Source organism: Pectobacterium araliae (assembly GCF_037076465.1).
GTDB lineage: Bacteria > Pseudomonadota > Gammaproteobacteria > Enterobacterales > Enterobacteriaceae > Pectobacterium > Pectobacterium araliae.
In genome coordinates this window covers 4,482,133-4,497,116 of the sequence record NZ_AP028908.1, presented here as the reverse complement: position 1 = coordinate 4,497,116, position 14,984 = coordinate 4,482,133, and the positions used below count along the sequence as shown (strand labels likewise).

Genomic DNA, 14,984 nt, shown 5'->3' with positions numbered 1-14,984 from the left:
GCGAGAGTGTAGTCGCAGTGCTAAGGTTAATGGTGGGTTTCCGCCGTGAGCGGCAACGTGATGCAGAGGAAATCAGATTCAGCCAATAGCGCATCGGGATCGCAGTGCCAGATATCGATTCATGATGATCTCCTCCCTTTTCTGCTGTGTTACTTATCCAGCCAGGTGTTGTAAAAGCTGGGGCGGCCCACGGCTTCAAATGCGATGCCTTTTGTGGTGGGGGCACCCGCAAATACCTGTGGTTCTTCAAAGATGGGGATGACGTAAGCCTGATCGATCAGATAGGTTTGCACTTCTCCCACCAGCGCCAGTCGTTTGCTGCGGTCGGTTTCAGCGGCAATGCCATCCAGCAGCGTATTCAGATGGGGATCAACAAAGTCCTTCACTTTTTTGCTGGAACCACCTTTTTGCAGCAGGACGTTACGTACCGTCGGGTAATACTGGCTTTTCAACACATCCGGGTCGGCACGACCTACCATCGCCGGGGAAACACCCGTTTTCAGTGGATCGAGGCTATCCACGGTTTTACTACCCGCGTCGCCCGCTAACACATTCAGCTTCACGCCAACTTTTGCCCACTGTTGCGAAACCAACTGTAAGGTTTCTTTGTTCTGCGGCTGTGGCAGGGATTCATAGGCGGTCAATTCCAACGTTTTGCCGTCTTTCTGCCGGAGTCCCTGCGAGCCGGTTTTCCACCCTGCTTCATCTAACAACTTGTTAGCCTGTGCGGGATCGAACGTGAGCTTGCTGGAGAGATCGACATAGCCTGCGGCAGTTTTCGCCAGCGGGGACGTGGCCTGTGGGTAGTTGTCAGAGAACAGCGTAGCGATGATCTCTTTGGTGTTCGTGGCGTGCAGCAGCGCTTTACGTACTCGGATATCCGCTACCAGCGGGTTATCTGGACGGAAAACCACGCTGTTATTGACGCCGCGCGTGGGTGGGGCATAAAGATTGAAGCTCTGACTTTGTACCCGTTTTTCATCATAGGCTTGGATCTGACGAATGAAGTCCGCCTGACCTGATACCAGCGCACCAATACGCACGCTGTCTTCTGGGGTGACCAGATAGGTAATGCCGTCCAGATAGGCACGTCCCTGATGCGTCGATTTAACGGGAGCCCAGTTGTAATCCTTACGGGCAGTCAGTTTCAGTTCACGTCCCAGCTTCTCACTGCTGACCACGAATGGGCCGGAGCCAATAATGTTTTTGGCATTACCTAACTGATTGAAGTTACGTTCCAGTGTGCTGAGAGAAACCAAGCCGGAACCGATAGCCGAGGTGCCTTGTAAAAAACCCGGTGAGGGCTTCTTAAAATAAAATTTCACCGTCAGCGGATCGATGACTTCACTGCGCAGGTAATTGTTAATGACTTCCGAAACCGGTAGGTTGAGGGCGGTGTTTCCTAAGCCATAAGTATCAAGGTTTTTCGCCACCGCGTTGGCGTCTAGCGGGGTGCCGTCAGAGAAGCTGATACCGGGGCGGATCTTGAAGGTGTATTCGGTGTTATCCGCGTTGGTGGTCCAGGATTCGGCAATCCACGGTTCGATCTCCAGTGTTTCCGGGTTCTGGTATGTCAGCTTATCGGTGATCTGGTTGAGAATGCCGCCGTTCGGGTAAAAACCGCCCGCGGGCGTATAGAGATTAGTGTGTGCCTGCTGTTCCAGATAAACCAGCGTACCGCCGATTTTCGGCGCGTCGTTCGCTGCCTGTGCGCTCAGCGCACCGCCCAGAAGGAACAGAGAGGCAAAAATAGTGAGTTTCTGATGAGGATGCAAAAAAGTCGCCACGATGGTTTTCCCTACAGGTGATGGTTTTTATTAATTTGTTTTTTATCAGGTGAATATGCGTATCGATTACGTCCTGAAACGGGGAATACAGCAGAAGACGTTAACCGCTCGTTACAGCCGATACTTCCATAGGCAGTAGAAAACAGCAAAGAACAAAACCGGCATTGGTTATCCAGTTTTGAGGTAGGAAAAAGTGTTTTTTTTTCGGGAGATAGCGGTATTTCGCGTGTGATGGTGTATTTATTACATAGCAGGTCGCAGCGCTGCGAAAATGTCGTCGCAGCGCTCAGGTTGACGGAGGGTTATTTCAAAACCTGCGGGTTCACGCAGTTTTCTTTTATCTGACCGCTTAGGGCGGCAATCAGGTTGTCGACGGCGCAGGCGGCCATGCCGTAACGGGTTTCGTGCGTGGCTGAACCGATGTGCGGCAGCGCTACCACGTTAGGTAAATCCAGCAGCGGAGAATCGACAGGCAGCGGTTCTTTGACAAAAACATCCAGACCCGCGCCCTGGATCGTTCCTTTCACCAAGGCTTCCGTCAGCGCTTCTTCATCCACAACGGCACCACGACCAATATTAATTAAAATGGCGCTGGGTTTCATTTTTGCCAGTTGTTCGCGGCCAATAAGGTGGTGCGTTTCTGCCGTGAGCGGCAGCGTGATACACAGGAAATCAGACTCAGCCAATAGCGTATCGAGATCGCAGTGGCGGGCACTAAAGCGCTGCTCCGCTTCAGCGTGATGGCGACGGGCGTTGTAGAGCACCGGCATGCTGAAACCAAAGTGAGCGCGCTGCGCGACGGCCAAACCGATGCGCCCCATTCCCAGAATGCCGATGGTTTTATGGTGAACGTCGGTGCCGAACCAGTCGCTGCCGACCCCCCCTTTCCACTCTCCCGCTTTGACTCGCTCAGCCACTTCCACGACCCGGCGTGCGCTGGCGAGCATCAGTGCCAGAACCGTGTCCGCCACGGTTTCCGTCAGCACGGTCGGGGTGTGCATGAGAATGACCCCTTTTTCATTCAACGCGTCGACGTTGAAGGTGTCGTAACCGACAGAAATGGTGGAAGCCGCGCGTAAACGCGGTGCGTGTTGCAGGAAATCGTTATCGACTTTACCGCCGGAACCGATGATGCCTTCTGCTGTTGCCAGAGCCGGATGGTCGAGTGAGGGAAAAGCGTCAAGTTCAGTGACGGTGAAGTGTTGATCTAAACGAGCACGTAGGTCGTCAGCAATGGTTTTATACAGGATAACGCTAGGTTTCATCACAAACTCCAGCAGATTAAGGACGTTAACGTAGAAATCGCTCATCGAATAATCGCGTAGCTGGCGAGAGACTGCAAGCGATACCGCCACCGCATCTGCCCAAGGTTAACCGCGATTAATGGGGGATTTGCACGATTTGTGTATGACCGCTGGCGCCTTAGTACGATCGTTCTGGATATGTCCACTGCATGATCAGCGCCGTAGCTTGCGTCTCCTGATTGATATTTTCCTCAACGACGACAAATCCCTGCTTATGGTAGAACCGACAAGCGCGTGTATTCCGTTGATACACTTCCAGACTGAGTAAGGGATATAGCGCCTGAACATGCTGGATCAGCGCGGTGCCAATCTGCTTTCCATAATAGGTTTGTTCCACAAACAGCGCGCCGATAAACCGTGCCTCTAGTACGCTGATAAAGCCAATAAGGTTTCCTTGCTCCTCATAAACCCAGGTTTGCGACTGGGGAATATAGATCTCGCGTACCGCACTGGCGCTTTCTCGCCAGTAATCTTCACGAATAAACGGATGCGCCAGAATGGTGCTCTTTAACCAGAGTTGCATCAACGGTGCAAGATCGCGGTCGCGATAAGGGCGAATCACGACGTGCTTTCCTGATGACAAAAACAGTCAATGACATGGTCGTTGACCAATCCAGCCGCCTGCATGAAGGCATAACAGATGGTTGAACCGATAAATTTGAAGCCGCGTTTCTTCAGGGCTTTTGACATGGCATCTGAAACGTCCGTTTTGGCGGGAACCTCGGCGAGCGAAGTGGGGTGATTGAGACGTGGTTGGTGTTCGACAAAAGACCAAATGAAGTGCGAGAAGCTCTCCCCCTGGCTTTCCATCGCCACCCACACTTTTGCGTTGGTGATAATCGCCTCGATTTTCCCGCGATGGCGGATAATGCCGCTGTCTTGCACTAACCGATCTACGTCATCCTGCGTCATTTTCGCCACCTGCTCAGGATTGAACTGGTGGAAGCAACGGCGATAATTTTCGCGTTTTTTCAGGACAGTAATCCAGGAAAGACCCGCCTGCTGGCCCTCCAGACACAGTAATTCAAACAGCTTCTGGCTGTCGGTGCAGGGCTTCCCCCACTCGTTATCGTGGTAATCCTGATATAAGGTGTCTTGTGTAACCCAGCCGCAGCGTTGCATCCTTTTCTCCTGATTCGGTTGCGCCGTTGGTGTTTGGACGCACAGTTTATTGTAAGGCAGTCTGCCGCAATGTGGTGCGATCATGGCATTCATGATGCTGTATATGCAACCAGCGTTTTGCGGGCCTGCTCGCAGATATGAAAGGTTGTGTGCGGATGGGGCGGAAAGTCGTCGTGGAATCGTGAATAATGTTTTGCCGACAGCTCAGGCTGTTCATTGATCATAAGAAAAACATAAATAGAGACAGGGGTACAGGGAATGGCAGTGGAGTGGGTAGCCGCCTATCTGGCATTAGGCGCGGTGGTCGGTTTTATGGCGGGGTTATTGGGCATTGGCGGCGGCGGCATTATGGTGCCGGTGCTGACGGCGCTGTTTGCCGCGCAGGGTGTAGATAATACGCACTTGGTACATCTGGCGTTGGGAACGTCAATGGCGGCCATCGTTGTCACGGCAATTTCCAGCCTGCGTACGCATCATCAGCATCAGGCGGTGCTTTGGCCTGTGGTGGTGCGGATTACGCCTGCCATCCTGATCGGGACCTTCACAGCCACCTGGCTGGCGACGCTGTTGCCGACGCGGACGTTGGCAATCTTTTTCTCCTGCTTTATGGCCTACGTTTCGCTGCAAATGGTGCTGAATATCAAGCCAAAACCTCAGCGCCAGTTGCCCGGTACGGCAGGGGTTTCGCTGGCGGGATTGGCGATCGGCAGCATCTCTGCGCTGGTGGCTATCGGCGGTGGGTCGCTCACGGTGCCGTTCCTGACGTGGTGTAACGTCCGTATTCAGCAGGCGATTGGCACCTCCGCAGCAGTTGGGTTACCGATTGCCCTTTCCGGTGCGCTGGGCTACATGATTAACGGCTGGTCGGCGACTGGGTTGCCTGATTACAGCATCGGCTATGTGTCTCTGCCCGCGGTTCTCTTGATTTCCGCCGTCAGTTTCTTCACCGCGCCCGTTGGTGCTCGTCTGGCGCACCGTTTGCCAGTGGCAACGCTGAAAAAGGCCTTTGCCGCACTGCTGTTGTTGCTGAGCCTGAAGATGTTGCAGACCGTTTTTTCAGGCTGATCCTGAAATTTAAAAGATGATAACGGGGATTTGCACTTGTTACCGCATTCTGGCTGTATATCTTGCGGTCAGAGGGTATACTGGCGCATTCCTTATAAATCCACTTGTATCGCGCGCGAATCCAACATGCAAAAGTTTGATACCAAGACCTTCCAGGGCCTGATCCTGACATTACAGGATTATTGGGCTCGCCAGGGCTGCACCATTGTTCAACCATTGGACATGGAAGTCGGCGCAGGCACTTCACATCCTATGACCTGCCTGCGGGCGCTGGGGCCAGAACCAATGGCCGCCGCCTATGTGCAGCCTTCTCGCCGCCCGACTGATGGGCGCTATGGCGAAAACCCTAACCGCTTACAGCACTACTACCAGTTTCAGGTCGTCATTAAGCCATCACCGGACAATATTCAGGAGCTCTATCTCGGTTCTCTGAAAGAGCTGGGCATGGATCCGACCATCCACGATATTCGCTTCGTGGAAGATAACTGGGAAAACCCAACGCTGGGCGCATGGGGTCTGGGTTGGGAGGTCTGGCTGAACGGCATGGAAGTCACGCAGTTTACCTACTTCCAGCAGGTTGGCGGTTTGGAATGTAAACCCGTGACCGGCGAGATCACCTACGGTCTGGAACGTCTGGCGATGTATATTCAGGGCGTCGATAGCGTGTACGATTTGGTCTGGAGCGATGGCCCGTTAGGTAAAACCACCTACGGCGACGTGTTCCATCAAAACGAAGTCGAACAGTCGACCTACAACTTTGAACACGCTGATGTCGATTTCCTGTTCAGCTGCTTTGAACAATATGAGAAAGAAGCGCAGCACCTGCTGGCTCTGGAAAAACCGCTGCCTTTACCGGCTTACGAACGCATTCTGAAAGCGGCGCACAGCTTTAACCTGCTGGATGCGCGTAAAGCGATCTCGGTTACCGAGCGCCAGCGCTACATTCTGCGTATTCGTACCCTGACCAAAGCGGTTGCGGAAGCCTACTATGCCTCGCGTGAGGCGCTGGGTTTCCCCATGTGTCACAAAAACGTGTGTAATAAGAAAGAGAGCTAAGAGGCAGCGATGACTGACAAGACTTTTCTGGTGGAAATTGGCACGGAAGAGCTGCCGCCGAAGGCTCTCCGTAATCTGGCAGAATCCTTTGCCGCGAATTTCACGGCGGAGCTGGATGCCGCCAATCTGGCACACGGTGACGTAAGCTGGTTTGCCGCGCCGCGCCGTCTGGCGCTGAAAGTGGCACGCTTAAGCGCGTCTCAGCCCGATCGTGAAGTAGAAAAACGTGGTCCGGCGATTTCACAAGCGTTTGATGCTGAAGGCAAACCGACCAAAGCAGCAGAAGGCTGGGCGCGTGGCTGTGGTATCACCGTTGAGCAAGCTGAACGTTTGACTACCGACAAAGGCGAATGGCTGCTGTATCGCGCCCACGCGAAAGGCGAACAGGCGCAGGCGCTGCTGGCTGGCATGGTCAGCATTGCATTATCAAAGCTGCCGATTCCAAAATTGATGCGCTGGAGCGACAAAGAAACGCAGTTTGTGCGTCCGGTGCACACCGTAACGATGCTGCTGGGTGAAGAACTGATCCCCGGTAAGGTATTGGGTATCGATTCCGCTCGTACTATTCGCGGTCACCGTTTTATGGGTGAAGCTGAATTTACGATCGATAACGCGGAACAGTATCCGCAGATTCTGCTGGAGCGCGGTAAAGTCGTTGCCGACTACGATGCGCGTAAAGCCAAAATCAAAGCCGATGCAGAAGAAGCCGCACGCAAGATTGGCGGCAATGCCGATCTGAGCGACAGCCTGCTGGAAGAAGTTACCTCGCTGGTGGAATGGCCAGTGGTGCTGACCGCGAAATTTGAAGAAAAATTCCTCGCTGTGCCGTCTGAAGCGCTGGTTTACACCATGAAAGGTGACCAAAAGTACTTCCCGGTTTATGACAACAGCGGCAATCTGCTGCCAAACTTCATCTTTGTTGCCAATATTGAATCCAAAGATCCGCAGCAGATTATTTCCGGTAACGAAAAGGTGGTGCGCCCGCGTTTGGCGGATGCCGAGTTCTTCTTCAATACCGACCGAAAGAAACGTCTGGAAGATCATCTGCCGCGTCTGGAAACCGTCTTGTTCCAACAGCAGTTGGGTTCATTGCGCGACAAAACTGACCGTATTCAAGCACTGGCAGGCTGGGTTGCTGGTCAGATTGGTGCTGATGTGAATCACGCGACGCGCGCGGGTCTGCTGTCTAAATGTGACCTGATGACCAACATGGTGTTCGAATTCACTGACACGCAGGGCGTGATGGGGATGCACTATGCGCGTCATGATGGCGAAGCGGAAGATGTTGCCGTTGCGTTGAATGAGCAATATCAGCCGCGCTTTGCGGGTGACGAACTGCCGTCTTCTGCGGTGGCGTGCGCGCTAGCAATTGCCGACAAGATGGATTCGCTGGCAGGGATTTTTGGCATCGGGCAACACCCGAAAGGTGACAAAGACCCATTTGCGCTACGTCGTGCCGCCCTCGGTGTGTTGCGCATCATCGTCGAGAAACGTCTGCCGCTCGATTTGCAGACGCTGACCGAAGAAGCGGTGCGTTTGTATGGCGATAAGCTGTCTAACGCCAAGGTGGTGGATGACGTGATTGAGTTCATGCTCGGCCGCTTCCGCGCGTGGTATCAGGAAGAAGGCCACAGCGTGGATACCATTCAGGCGGTATTGGCGCGTCGTCCTACCCGCCCGGCTGATTTCGATGCCCGCGTCAAAGCCGTCAGCCACTTCCGTTCGCTGGATGCCGCAGCGGCGCTGGCAGCGGCTAACAAGCGCGTTTCCAACATTCTGGCGAAGTCTACCGATACGCTGAACGAGAGCGTCAATGCTGCCGTATTGAAAGACGCGGCGGAAATTACGCTGGCAACGCACCTTGTCGTGCTGCGCGACAAACTGGCGCCGCTGTTCGCTGAAGGTCGCTATCAGGAAGCGCTGGTTGAGCTGTCCTCACTGCGTGAACCTGTCGATGCGTTCTTCGATCAGGTGATGGTCATGGCGGAAGATGAGCAGGTGCGTGTGAACCGCCTGACGCTACTGAGCCAACTGCGCGAACTGTTCTTGCAGGTTGCGGATATTTCCGTCCTGCAATAACGGTGATAGCGTTACGTAATCTTTCCCCGGGTTGGAAACGAGCTCGGGGAAAGATGTTTAGCTTGCAGCGAAGGCCATGTCACCTTTTATTTGAATGAATGATGTTAGTTGGGGATTATTTTTCATATGGCCGTGATTGTCTTGATTTGAATGACATTCAATGCAAAGTGCTTGTAAATTGTTTCTGTTATTATTATTTTTTTGTCCATCGCGGTGGTGGACATGTAAAAATTTATTTAAATCTTTACGTTCAAGAATTATTTTGCAAATTGCACATTGCCAATTAACTGACTCTCGATATTGTTTTGATATTATCTGGAAATCTTTGGAGTAATCATTAATCGGAGCGGTAACGTCATTATGCTCGGTATTGTACGTCGTTGCTGAATTTGGATAAACGCTAAAAAATTCTCTTAGATCAAAAGTAGAAAAAATATTTTCTCTATCCTGATATTTTCTAGAGTAGTTTTTCCAATTTAATGTTTCGAGACAAAATTTACATACATCTAAACTTTCCTCTCTAGTGATCCACTCTGTTTTTTCAGTATTCTGTGATTTTATTGTAAAAAGACCATCACTGCGGGTGGCTGCAACGTATCTTCCACTTTTATTATTTTCCCACATTCTTTGTAATGTTTTACAGTTTGCCAAGTGATATTTTGGCAAACTCATACTCCCACCATAAGATGCAACATCTCTTATATGAAGAATAACGCGTTTATCTTTATAATTAATCGTGTTGTCACTATTAATTTCTATTTCTAATATATCAATGTCTTTCCCTGTTGTTGAAAGTATTTTATCAAGAACAAGTGCGTCCATTTTTATATCAGCGATTGGTGGGATAATCTCCGCTTTCATTTCCTTACGTAGCTTATTGAAAATTGGCGATTCAAGAAAATTGGGAAGTTGAGAGACGAGAAACGAATCCATTATATTTTACTCCCTTTTTCTACAATATTGGCTACTTGGCGTTCAACATTCGTCCTGACACGAAATTCTACTCGTTGAGAACGCGCACTATCTTCAATCTGCTCTGGGGATGTGATCGTTTTCCCTTCTTTATCAATGGGCTTTGCTGAAGAAAATCCAATGGCGCGAACGTGATTTTTAAACCAACTTAAGGTACTTTTAGAGCCTGAAACTGCGGGCATATTCATAATATATGACAGAGTTGTCCGAGTTCTTGACTGAGACAGTTCCATGTTATGAAAATAAGCATCATTTTCACTTACACCAGTTCGCCACATCGTTGATGTATGTCCCTCAATGCGTATTTCCTCAATATTATTGATATATTTTTTATCAGTCATAATACTAAGGTAGCGAGGGATAAATTCATCTAAGATACTTTTAAATTCCGGCTTTAGCTCAGAGGAACTGGTCGTAAATAAAATATTTGGCTCTTGGAATCGTACTGTTAGATCTTCGTCGATTGTTGCATGCCAGCGTTTTAGATCGTCCTTGAATTCGTGCTGTAAGGCTTGACCAAGCCCCTGTAAGGTATTTCTATATACAGATGGGATCTTAACCATCTCCTGTACTTTTATCATATAGACAACGGAAATAAGTAAAAAGATCATCATTAGAGAGGTCATTAAATCACTCAGACTGATCCAAAAATCCTCTTTATCTACTTTTGGGCGAGTCAGTAATGGATTATTCATCTTCTATCCCCTTAAATTCTCGGATAGGCGTACTACGTCTCTTAGCTTTTCTGTTAGCGGATCGTAATCCTGTACAAATTTAGAAGACAGCGCCCCTAATTGTTGGCCGAGACTATCGAGAGATTTCTTCAACGCAGCCGCTAGAGCTGCATCTAATGTTTGAACCTGTTGCTCTGTTTTTTTATTCAGCTCGACAATATTATTTGTGACATCTTCATTGTGTTTCTGCATATATTTAGTGAGATCTTGAGAAAGGCGTGTTATCTGCTCTTGTAGCTCTGTGCCTGTTTGCTGCACAGATTTTTGCATTTCCTGATTTTGGTTTCTTATAGCATCAAACATTGTTTTTGAACTACCTATCATCTGGTTGCTAAAATCGGCTGTGGATGATTCCAATGTTTGCGTTACAGTATAAACACTATTTTCAATGGCTGTGGCGGAGGCTGTAGCTCCGTTCCTCACATCCTCTATGATAGCCATGATTCCTTTTTCTATTTCAGGGATACCTGTTTTTGAAGATTCAATTAATTCAGCTAGTTGTTTTAAATTTTCTTCTATACCTTTCTCTAAACTAGATATAGTCCCAATCGTTTGATGAATATCTTTTGCAACCTGAGTAAATGATTCTGACTGTGTCAGGACTTCGGTAAAGGATTGGGTCGCTTTCTGCATATTCGCTGTTGTTTGAGTTTGTTGAACAATCATCTCTCGTGTTTGTAGGCTGTATTGTTGTTGCCATTCATTTATTTTACCAACAGCTTCATTTAGCTGTTTGAAATTGTCGCCAAATTGTTCACCAATTTTCTCATTAAAATCATGAATAACTTCTTTTAATGCTTCAATTAATGCTTTTGAGTTGTTTTCAGTTTGATTTTTTGCAAACTCAGTGAATGCATTATGAATATTGGTTAGCTTATCGTTTTGATCTCCGCGCATTAATTTTAACTGTGTCAGCAAAGATGCGTCTTCATTTCCTGCGATAGCATAATGCAATCGGTGAATTGATTCTGTAGAGCTCTGTAGATGTTGGACAATATCGTCAATTGTGGAATCAGTGGGTGTTGGTTGGTTGCTTTTTGTTCTTACACCACGGAATGCATAGCGCCATTTTGTCATTAATGCACAAGCCACACCCGCAACAGAGGCCCAAAATGCGGTTTTTATACCATTAATCAGCTTTGGTAGGCTATTTTCCACATCATTCATATCGAATGATGCTAGGCCTAATGCAATGCCCAGAAAAGTTGCCAATATTCCTATAGTAATGAGGATTCCTGGCGACTCATGAGCTTTCTTCTCGGTAAAATTCTGATTGCTATAGATGAAGTAGGCAAGGATCACAGCAATAAAAAGCCATGTTTCAAGTGGTAATATATTAAGCATAGAGTAGTCAAATCGTCCGTTTGTTAAAAATAAGATAAAAATGAAGCTATCGTGCTAAAAGAATCACTTTTTATTTAAGGTCGTATATTCATTACCTTGGTAATAATTTTGTTTTGAAATCTATTTTTTCATATTGTCGAGTAACCTCACCTTTTGGGCGTTCCTTTTATTCGGATAAAAATGCGGGATGAAACGCAATTTTAATAATATGTTTCTGATTAAACAATAACCATACTGGCTTTTCTTTCTTTTGACCGTCGAGACTGGCCTTTTTCTACACAGCCAGTCCGATTCGACTATGCTTATATCGTAGAAAATCTTGTCATGGAAAATCCGTCGCCAGCGTGTTTCTGTCTGAGTAAAGCACGGCTGGCGGGGCAGTAAGCATAACAGGAGTAGGGAATGAGAAGGCTGATGACGTACCGTTCACGCTGGCTGCTGCCAGTTCTGGTTATTTTAGCGGCATTGCAGTTGGCTGCCTGTGGTGACAGCGAAGCCGATCAGCGGAAGGCATTCGTTGCGTTCCTGCAAAGCGTACAGTCGCAGCAGGATGGGAAACTGCCGACATTGACGGAAGAGCAGAAGAAGAATTTTGGCAATTTTGCCAACGATTATGCGATCTTAACCACCTTTTCTCAGCAATTTCATCAAGCTGTGTCCGGCAGTTTGACGCCGATGCTGGGGCAAGTTTCTCGAATTCGCGTCCCTAAAGACTATCTGACGCAGCGTGATGCGCTCAGGCAATCAGTCGGAACCATGAGCCTGTTGGCGCAGCATATTCAGGCGGCAAAAGCGCAGGCTGACAATGCCCACCGCGCGTTAAAGCAGCCCGAAGAGGTGCAAATTCCTTATGAGCGACTCTATGCGAGCACGGTAATACAGCCGAGTAATGCGTTGTTACCTGTTATTCCTAGCGCCACGTCGTTTGCACAAAGCCTGATTCAGGTTGGCGATTTCCTTCAGGCTCAGGGCGATCAGGCCGTATTTAACGGCGCATCTGTCCAATTCCGTACGGCACAGCAGGCGGTGCAATATAACAGTATGGTGGCGGCATTACCTGTGCAGCAGCAGAATGTAATGAATGCGCTCAGAGGAGTAAATGGCGTGAATTATCCCTAATAACCTCTTGGCGAGTCGATTCTGGATAAGAGGGGGTTGGCAGACCGAAGGGGAAAATAAATTGTGATTCTCATCACATAAACAAAACAAACATAGCACCATAAAATGTGATGCAAATCACATATTGGGTGCTGTATTTGTCTGAAAATCTGTTTAGTTTTTCATTTTTAACGGTTTTTTGTGAAGTAAATCACCTATTTGTATCGTTGATGTAGGGTGGTTGTGTGATTTTTGTCACGTTCCTGCCATGAGGTTGCGGTATGAAAACAGCGTGTTAGAGTCCGCGCTGCATACAGTAATAATGACGGAAATATTTTTGTGGCAAGCGGTGTTTTTATAACAGCTGAGCTTTCGGTAACCGTCGATATCTCGGTAAAAATAAAGCTGTCGGTGTTGCACCATCGCTGCGACTAATACACGTTGCCACGCCGTCTCACGATAATTACCACGCGCTCTTATTGTCAGCGCGTTTCAATAGGGGTGTGTTTTTATGCTTTCACCAGATATTAAGATCAAAGTGCAAAACTTTGGTCGCTTCCTCAGCAATATGGTGATGCCCAATATTGGCGCATTTATCGCTTGGGGTATCATTACCGCACTGTTTATCCCCACCGGCTGGATCCCCAATGATACGTTGGCGAAACTTGTCGATCCGATGATCACGTATTTGCTGCCATTATTGATTGGTTATACCGGCGGACGTCTGGTATTCGGTGAGCGTGGTGGTGTGGTGGGTGCCATTACGACGATGGGGGTGATCGTCGGGACTGATATCCCGATGTTCCTCGGCGCCATGATAGTCGGTCCGTTGGGTGGCTGGGTGATCAAGCGTTTTGACCGCATAGTCGACGGTAAAATCAAGAGCGGCTTTGAAATGCTGGTCAACAACTTCTCTGCCGGTATTATTGGTATGTTGTTGGCAATTCTTTCGTTTTTGGCAATTGGTCCACTGGTTGAAGTCTTCTCTCAGGTGCTGGCTTCCGGCGTTAACCTGATGGTTCAGAACAACCTCTTGCCGTTTACGTCCATCTTCGTTGAACCTGCGAAAATTCTATTCCTGAACAATGCCATCAACCACGGTATCTTCTCACCGCTGGGGATTCAGCAGGCGACGGAAACTGGCAAATCTATTTTCTTCCTGATCGAAGCGAACCCAGGCCCGGGAATGGGCGTGCTGATGGCTTATATGTTCTTCGGTCGTGGTAACGCGAAAGAATCAGCCCCGGGTGCGGCGATTATCCACTTCCTGGGCGGGATTCACGAAATCTACTTCCCTTACGTGCTGATGAACCCGCGTCTGATTATCGCGGTAATTCTGGGCGGGATGACTGGTGTGTTTACGCTGAGCGTGCTGGGCGGTGGTCTGGTTTCTCCAGCGTCTCCAGGCTCGATTCTGGCGGTATTGGCGATGACGCCAAAAGGCGCTTACTTCGCTAACCTGGCCGCGATTGCAGCGGCTTTTGCGGTGTCCTTCATCGTGTCGGCAATTCTACTGAAAAGCACCAAGCAAAAAGAGGAAGACCTGAGCGAGGCAACACGTCGCGTGCAGGAAATGAAAACGTCCTCTAAAGGCACGGCGACTAACGTCGGTGTCAGTGGTGATATGAGCACCGTGCGTAAAATCATCGTAGCGTGTGACGCCGGTATGGGTTCCAGCGCGATGGGGGCTGGTGTGCTGCGTAAGAAAGTTCAGGATGCCGGGCTGACCAATATTTCGGTGACCAACAGCGCGATCAATAGCCTGCCGGACGATGTTGATCTGGTCATTACGCACCGCGATCTGACTGAGCGTGCGATGCGCCACGCGCCACAGGCACAGCACATTTCTCTGACCAACTTCCTGGATAGCGGTCTGTATAGCGATCTGGCGGCTCGTCTGGTGGCAGCACAGGGTACTGCGCAGCCTGAAGCCGTAACAACGCCTGCACCCGCTGTAGCTGACACGCCGACTAACCTGTTCCAACTGGGTGCTGGCAATGTGTTCCTGAATCAGCATGCGACAGACAAAGAGCAGGCAATTCGTTTCGCCGGTGAGCAACTGGTGAAAGGCGGCTATGTCGAGCCTGCGTATGTTGAGGCGATGCTGGAACGTGAAAAACTGACTTCCACCTATCTGGGCGAATCGATTGCCGTGCCGCACGGTACGATTGAAGCGAAAGACCGCGTGCTGAAAACAGGCGTTGTTTTCTGCCAATATCCTGAAGGCGTTCGCTTTGGCGATGAAGAAGACGAGGTTGCACGTCTGGTTATTGGGATTGCTGCTCGCAACAACGAACATATTCAGGTCATCACCAGCCTGACCAACGCGCTGGATGATGATGCCGTTATTGAACGTCTGGCACACACCCAGGATGTTCAGGAAGTCCTCGACTTACTCTCCGGTAAAAAGAGTGCCTAATTGA

The 14,984-nt window shown here is 49.3% G+C and carries 12 protein-coding genes; 5 read left to right on the top strand and 7 right to left on the bottom strand.

Annotation, left to right across the window (positions count from 1 at the left end; all coding sequences use genetic code 11):
* Positions 1-149: 149 nt before the first annotated feature.
* The 4 genes from AACH44_RS20420 to AACH44_RS20405 all read right to left on the bottom strand — a co-directional run bounded on the left by AACH44_RS20420 (position 150) and on the right by AACH44_RS20405 (position 4,213).
* Complete coding sequence (locus AACH44_RS20420; protein ID WP_338659438.1) at positions 150-1,787, bottom strand: TIGR04028 family ABC transporter substrate-binding protein; 1,638 nt, start codon at positions 1,785-1,787, stop codon at positions 150-152.
* Positions 1,788-2,089: 302 nt separating this feature from the next.
* Positions 2,090-3,052 carry a glyoxylate/hydroxypyruvate reductase GhrB gene (gene ghrB / locus AACH44_RS20415; RefSeq protein ID WP_338659632.1) on the bottom strand — a complete coding sequence of 321 codons (963 nt, stop codon included), beginning with the start codon at positions 3,050-3,052 and terminating at the stop codon, positions 2,090-2,092.
* 157 nt (positions 3,053-3,209) lie between these two features.
* Entirely contained in the window at positions 3,210-3,653 is a 444-nt protein-coding gene (locus AACH44_RS20410; RefSeq protein WP_338659437.1) for an N-acetyltransferase, read from the bottom strand.
* Positions 3,650-4,213, bottom strand: a complete 564-nt coding sequence (locus tag AACH44_RS20405; RefSeq protein ID WP_338659631.1) for a DNA-3-methyladenine glycosylase I — start codon at positions 4,211-4,213, stop codon at positions 3,650-3,652. Before AACH44_RS20405 ends, AACH44_RS20410 begins: the two co-directional genes overlap by 4 nt.
* A gap of 258 nt (positions 4,214-4,471) precedes the next feature.
* Between AACH44_RS20405 and AACH44_RS20400 the strand changes: the two genes are divergently transcribed.
* The 3 genes from AACH44_RS20400 to glyS all read left to right on the top strand — a co-directional run bounded on the left by AACH44_RS20400 (position 4,472) and on the right by glyS (position 8,413).
* A complete protein-coding gene (locus tag AACH44_RS20400) occupies positions 4,472-5,278 on the top strand; it encodes a sulfite exporter TauE/SafE family protein (RefSeq protein ID WP_261849347.1) in 807 nt (268 codons plus the stop codon).
* Between the two features lie 126 nt (positions 5,279-5,404).
* The gene (gene glyQ / locus AACH44_RS20395) at positions 5,405-6,334 is read left to right on the top strand and encodes a glycine--tRNA ligase subunit alpha (RefSeq protein WP_261849346.1); all 930 of its coding nucleotides are present in this window, start codon (positions 5,405-5,407) and stop codon (positions 6,332-6,334) included.
* A gap of 9 nt (positions 6,335-6,343) precedes the next feature.
* Positions 6,344-8,413, top strand: a complete 2,070-nt coding sequence (gene glyS, locus AACH44_RS20390) for a glycine--tRNA ligase subunit beta (RefSeq protein WP_338659436.1) — start codon at positions 6,344-6,346, stop codon at positions 8,411-8,413.
* A gap of 57 nt (positions 8,414-8,470) precedes the next feature.
* Here the strand turns inward: glyS and AACH44_RS20385 are convergent, their stop codons facing one another.
* Genes AACH44_RS20385 through AACH44_RS20375 form a run of 3 tightly spaced genes read right to left on the bottom strand, consistent with a single transcriptional unit; the run spans position 8,471 to position 11,463 of the window.
* Positions 8,471-9,346: a hypothetical protein gene (locus AACH44_RS20385; protein ID WP_116586314.1), complete on the bottom strand. Its 876-nt coding sequence runs from the start codon at positions 9,344-9,346 to the stop codon at positions 8,471-8,473.
* The gene (locus AACH44_RS20380) at positions 9,346-10,080 is read right to left on the bottom strand and encodes an OmpA/MotB family protein (RefSeq protein WP_338659435.1); all 735 of its coding nucleotides are present in this window, start codon (positions 10,078-10,080) and stop codon (positions 9,346-9,348) included. Before AACH44_RS20380 ends, AACH44_RS20385 begins: the two co-directional genes overlap by 1 nt.
* A 3-nt stretch (positions 10,081-10,083) precedes the next feature.
* A complete protein-coding gene (locus tag AACH44_RS20375; RefSeq protein ID WP_261849343.1) occupies positions 10,084-11,463 on the bottom strand; it encodes a hypothetical protein in 1,380 nt (459 codons plus the stop codon).
* A gap of 402 nt (positions 11,464-11,865) precedes the next feature.
* Between AACH44_RS20375 and AACH44_RS20370 the strand changes: the two genes are divergently transcribed.
* Together AACH44_RS20370 and AACH44_RS20365 are read left to right on the top strand one after the other, a co-directional pair.
* The gene (locus AACH44_RS20370; protein WP_338659434.1) at positions 11,866-12,582 is read left to right on the top strand and encodes a DUF3053 domain-containing protein; all 717 of its coding nucleotides are present in this window, start codon (positions 11,866-11,868) and stop codon (positions 12,580-12,582) included.
* Positions 12,583-13,072: 490 nt separating this feature from the next.
* Positions 13,073-14,980 carry a PTS mannitol transporter subunit IICBA gene (locus tag AACH44_RS20365; RefSeq protein WP_261849341.1) on the top strand — a complete coding sequence of 636 codons (1,908 nt, stop codon included), beginning with the start codon at positions 13,073-13,075 and terminating at the stop codon, positions 14,978-14,980.
* The last annotated feature ends 4 nt before the right edge of the window (positions 14,981-14,984 follow it).

Bases quoted from the DNA above. Each gene is read 5' to 3' on its own strand.
- AACH44_RS20400 (WP_261849347.1), top strand. From the start codon at position 4,472: ATGGCAGTGGAGTGGGTAGCCGCCTATCTGGCATTAGGCGCGGTGGTC.
- ghrB (WP_338659632.1), bottom strand. From the start codon at position 3,052: ATGAAACCTAGCGTTATCCTGTATAAAACCATTGCTGACGACCTACGT.
- AACH44_RS20385 (WP_116586314.1), bottom strand. From the start codon at position 9,346: ATGGATTCGTTTCTCGTCTCTCAACTTCCCAATTTTCTTGAATCGCCA.
- AACH44_RS20370 (WP_338659434.1), top strand. From the start codon at position 11,866: ATGAGAAGGCTGATGACGTACCGTTCACGCTGGCTGCTGCCAGTTCTG.
- AACH44_RS20405 (WP_338659631.1), bottom strand. From the start codon at position 4,213: ATGCAACGCTGCGGCTGGGTTACACAAGACACCTTATATCAGGATTAC.
- AACH44_RS20375 (WP_261849343.1), bottom strand. From the start codon at position 11,463: ATGCTTAATATATTACCACTTGAAACATGGCTTTTTATTGCTGTGATC.
- glyQ (WP_261849346.1), top strand. From the start codon at position 5,405: ATGCAAAAGTTTGATACCAAGACCTTCCAGGGCCTGATCCTGACATTA.
- glyS (WP_338659436.1), top strand. From the start codon at position 6,344: ATGACTGACAAGACTTTTCTGGTGGAAATTGGCACGGAAGAGCTGCCG.
- AACH44_RS20365 (WP_261849341.1), top strand. From the start codon at position 13,073: ATGCTTTCACCAGATATTAAGATCAAAGTGCAAAACTTTGGTCGCTTC.
- AACH44_RS20380 (WP_338659435.1), bottom strand. From the start codon at position 10,080: ATGAATAATCCATTACTGACTCGCCCAAAAGTAGATAAAGAGGATTTT.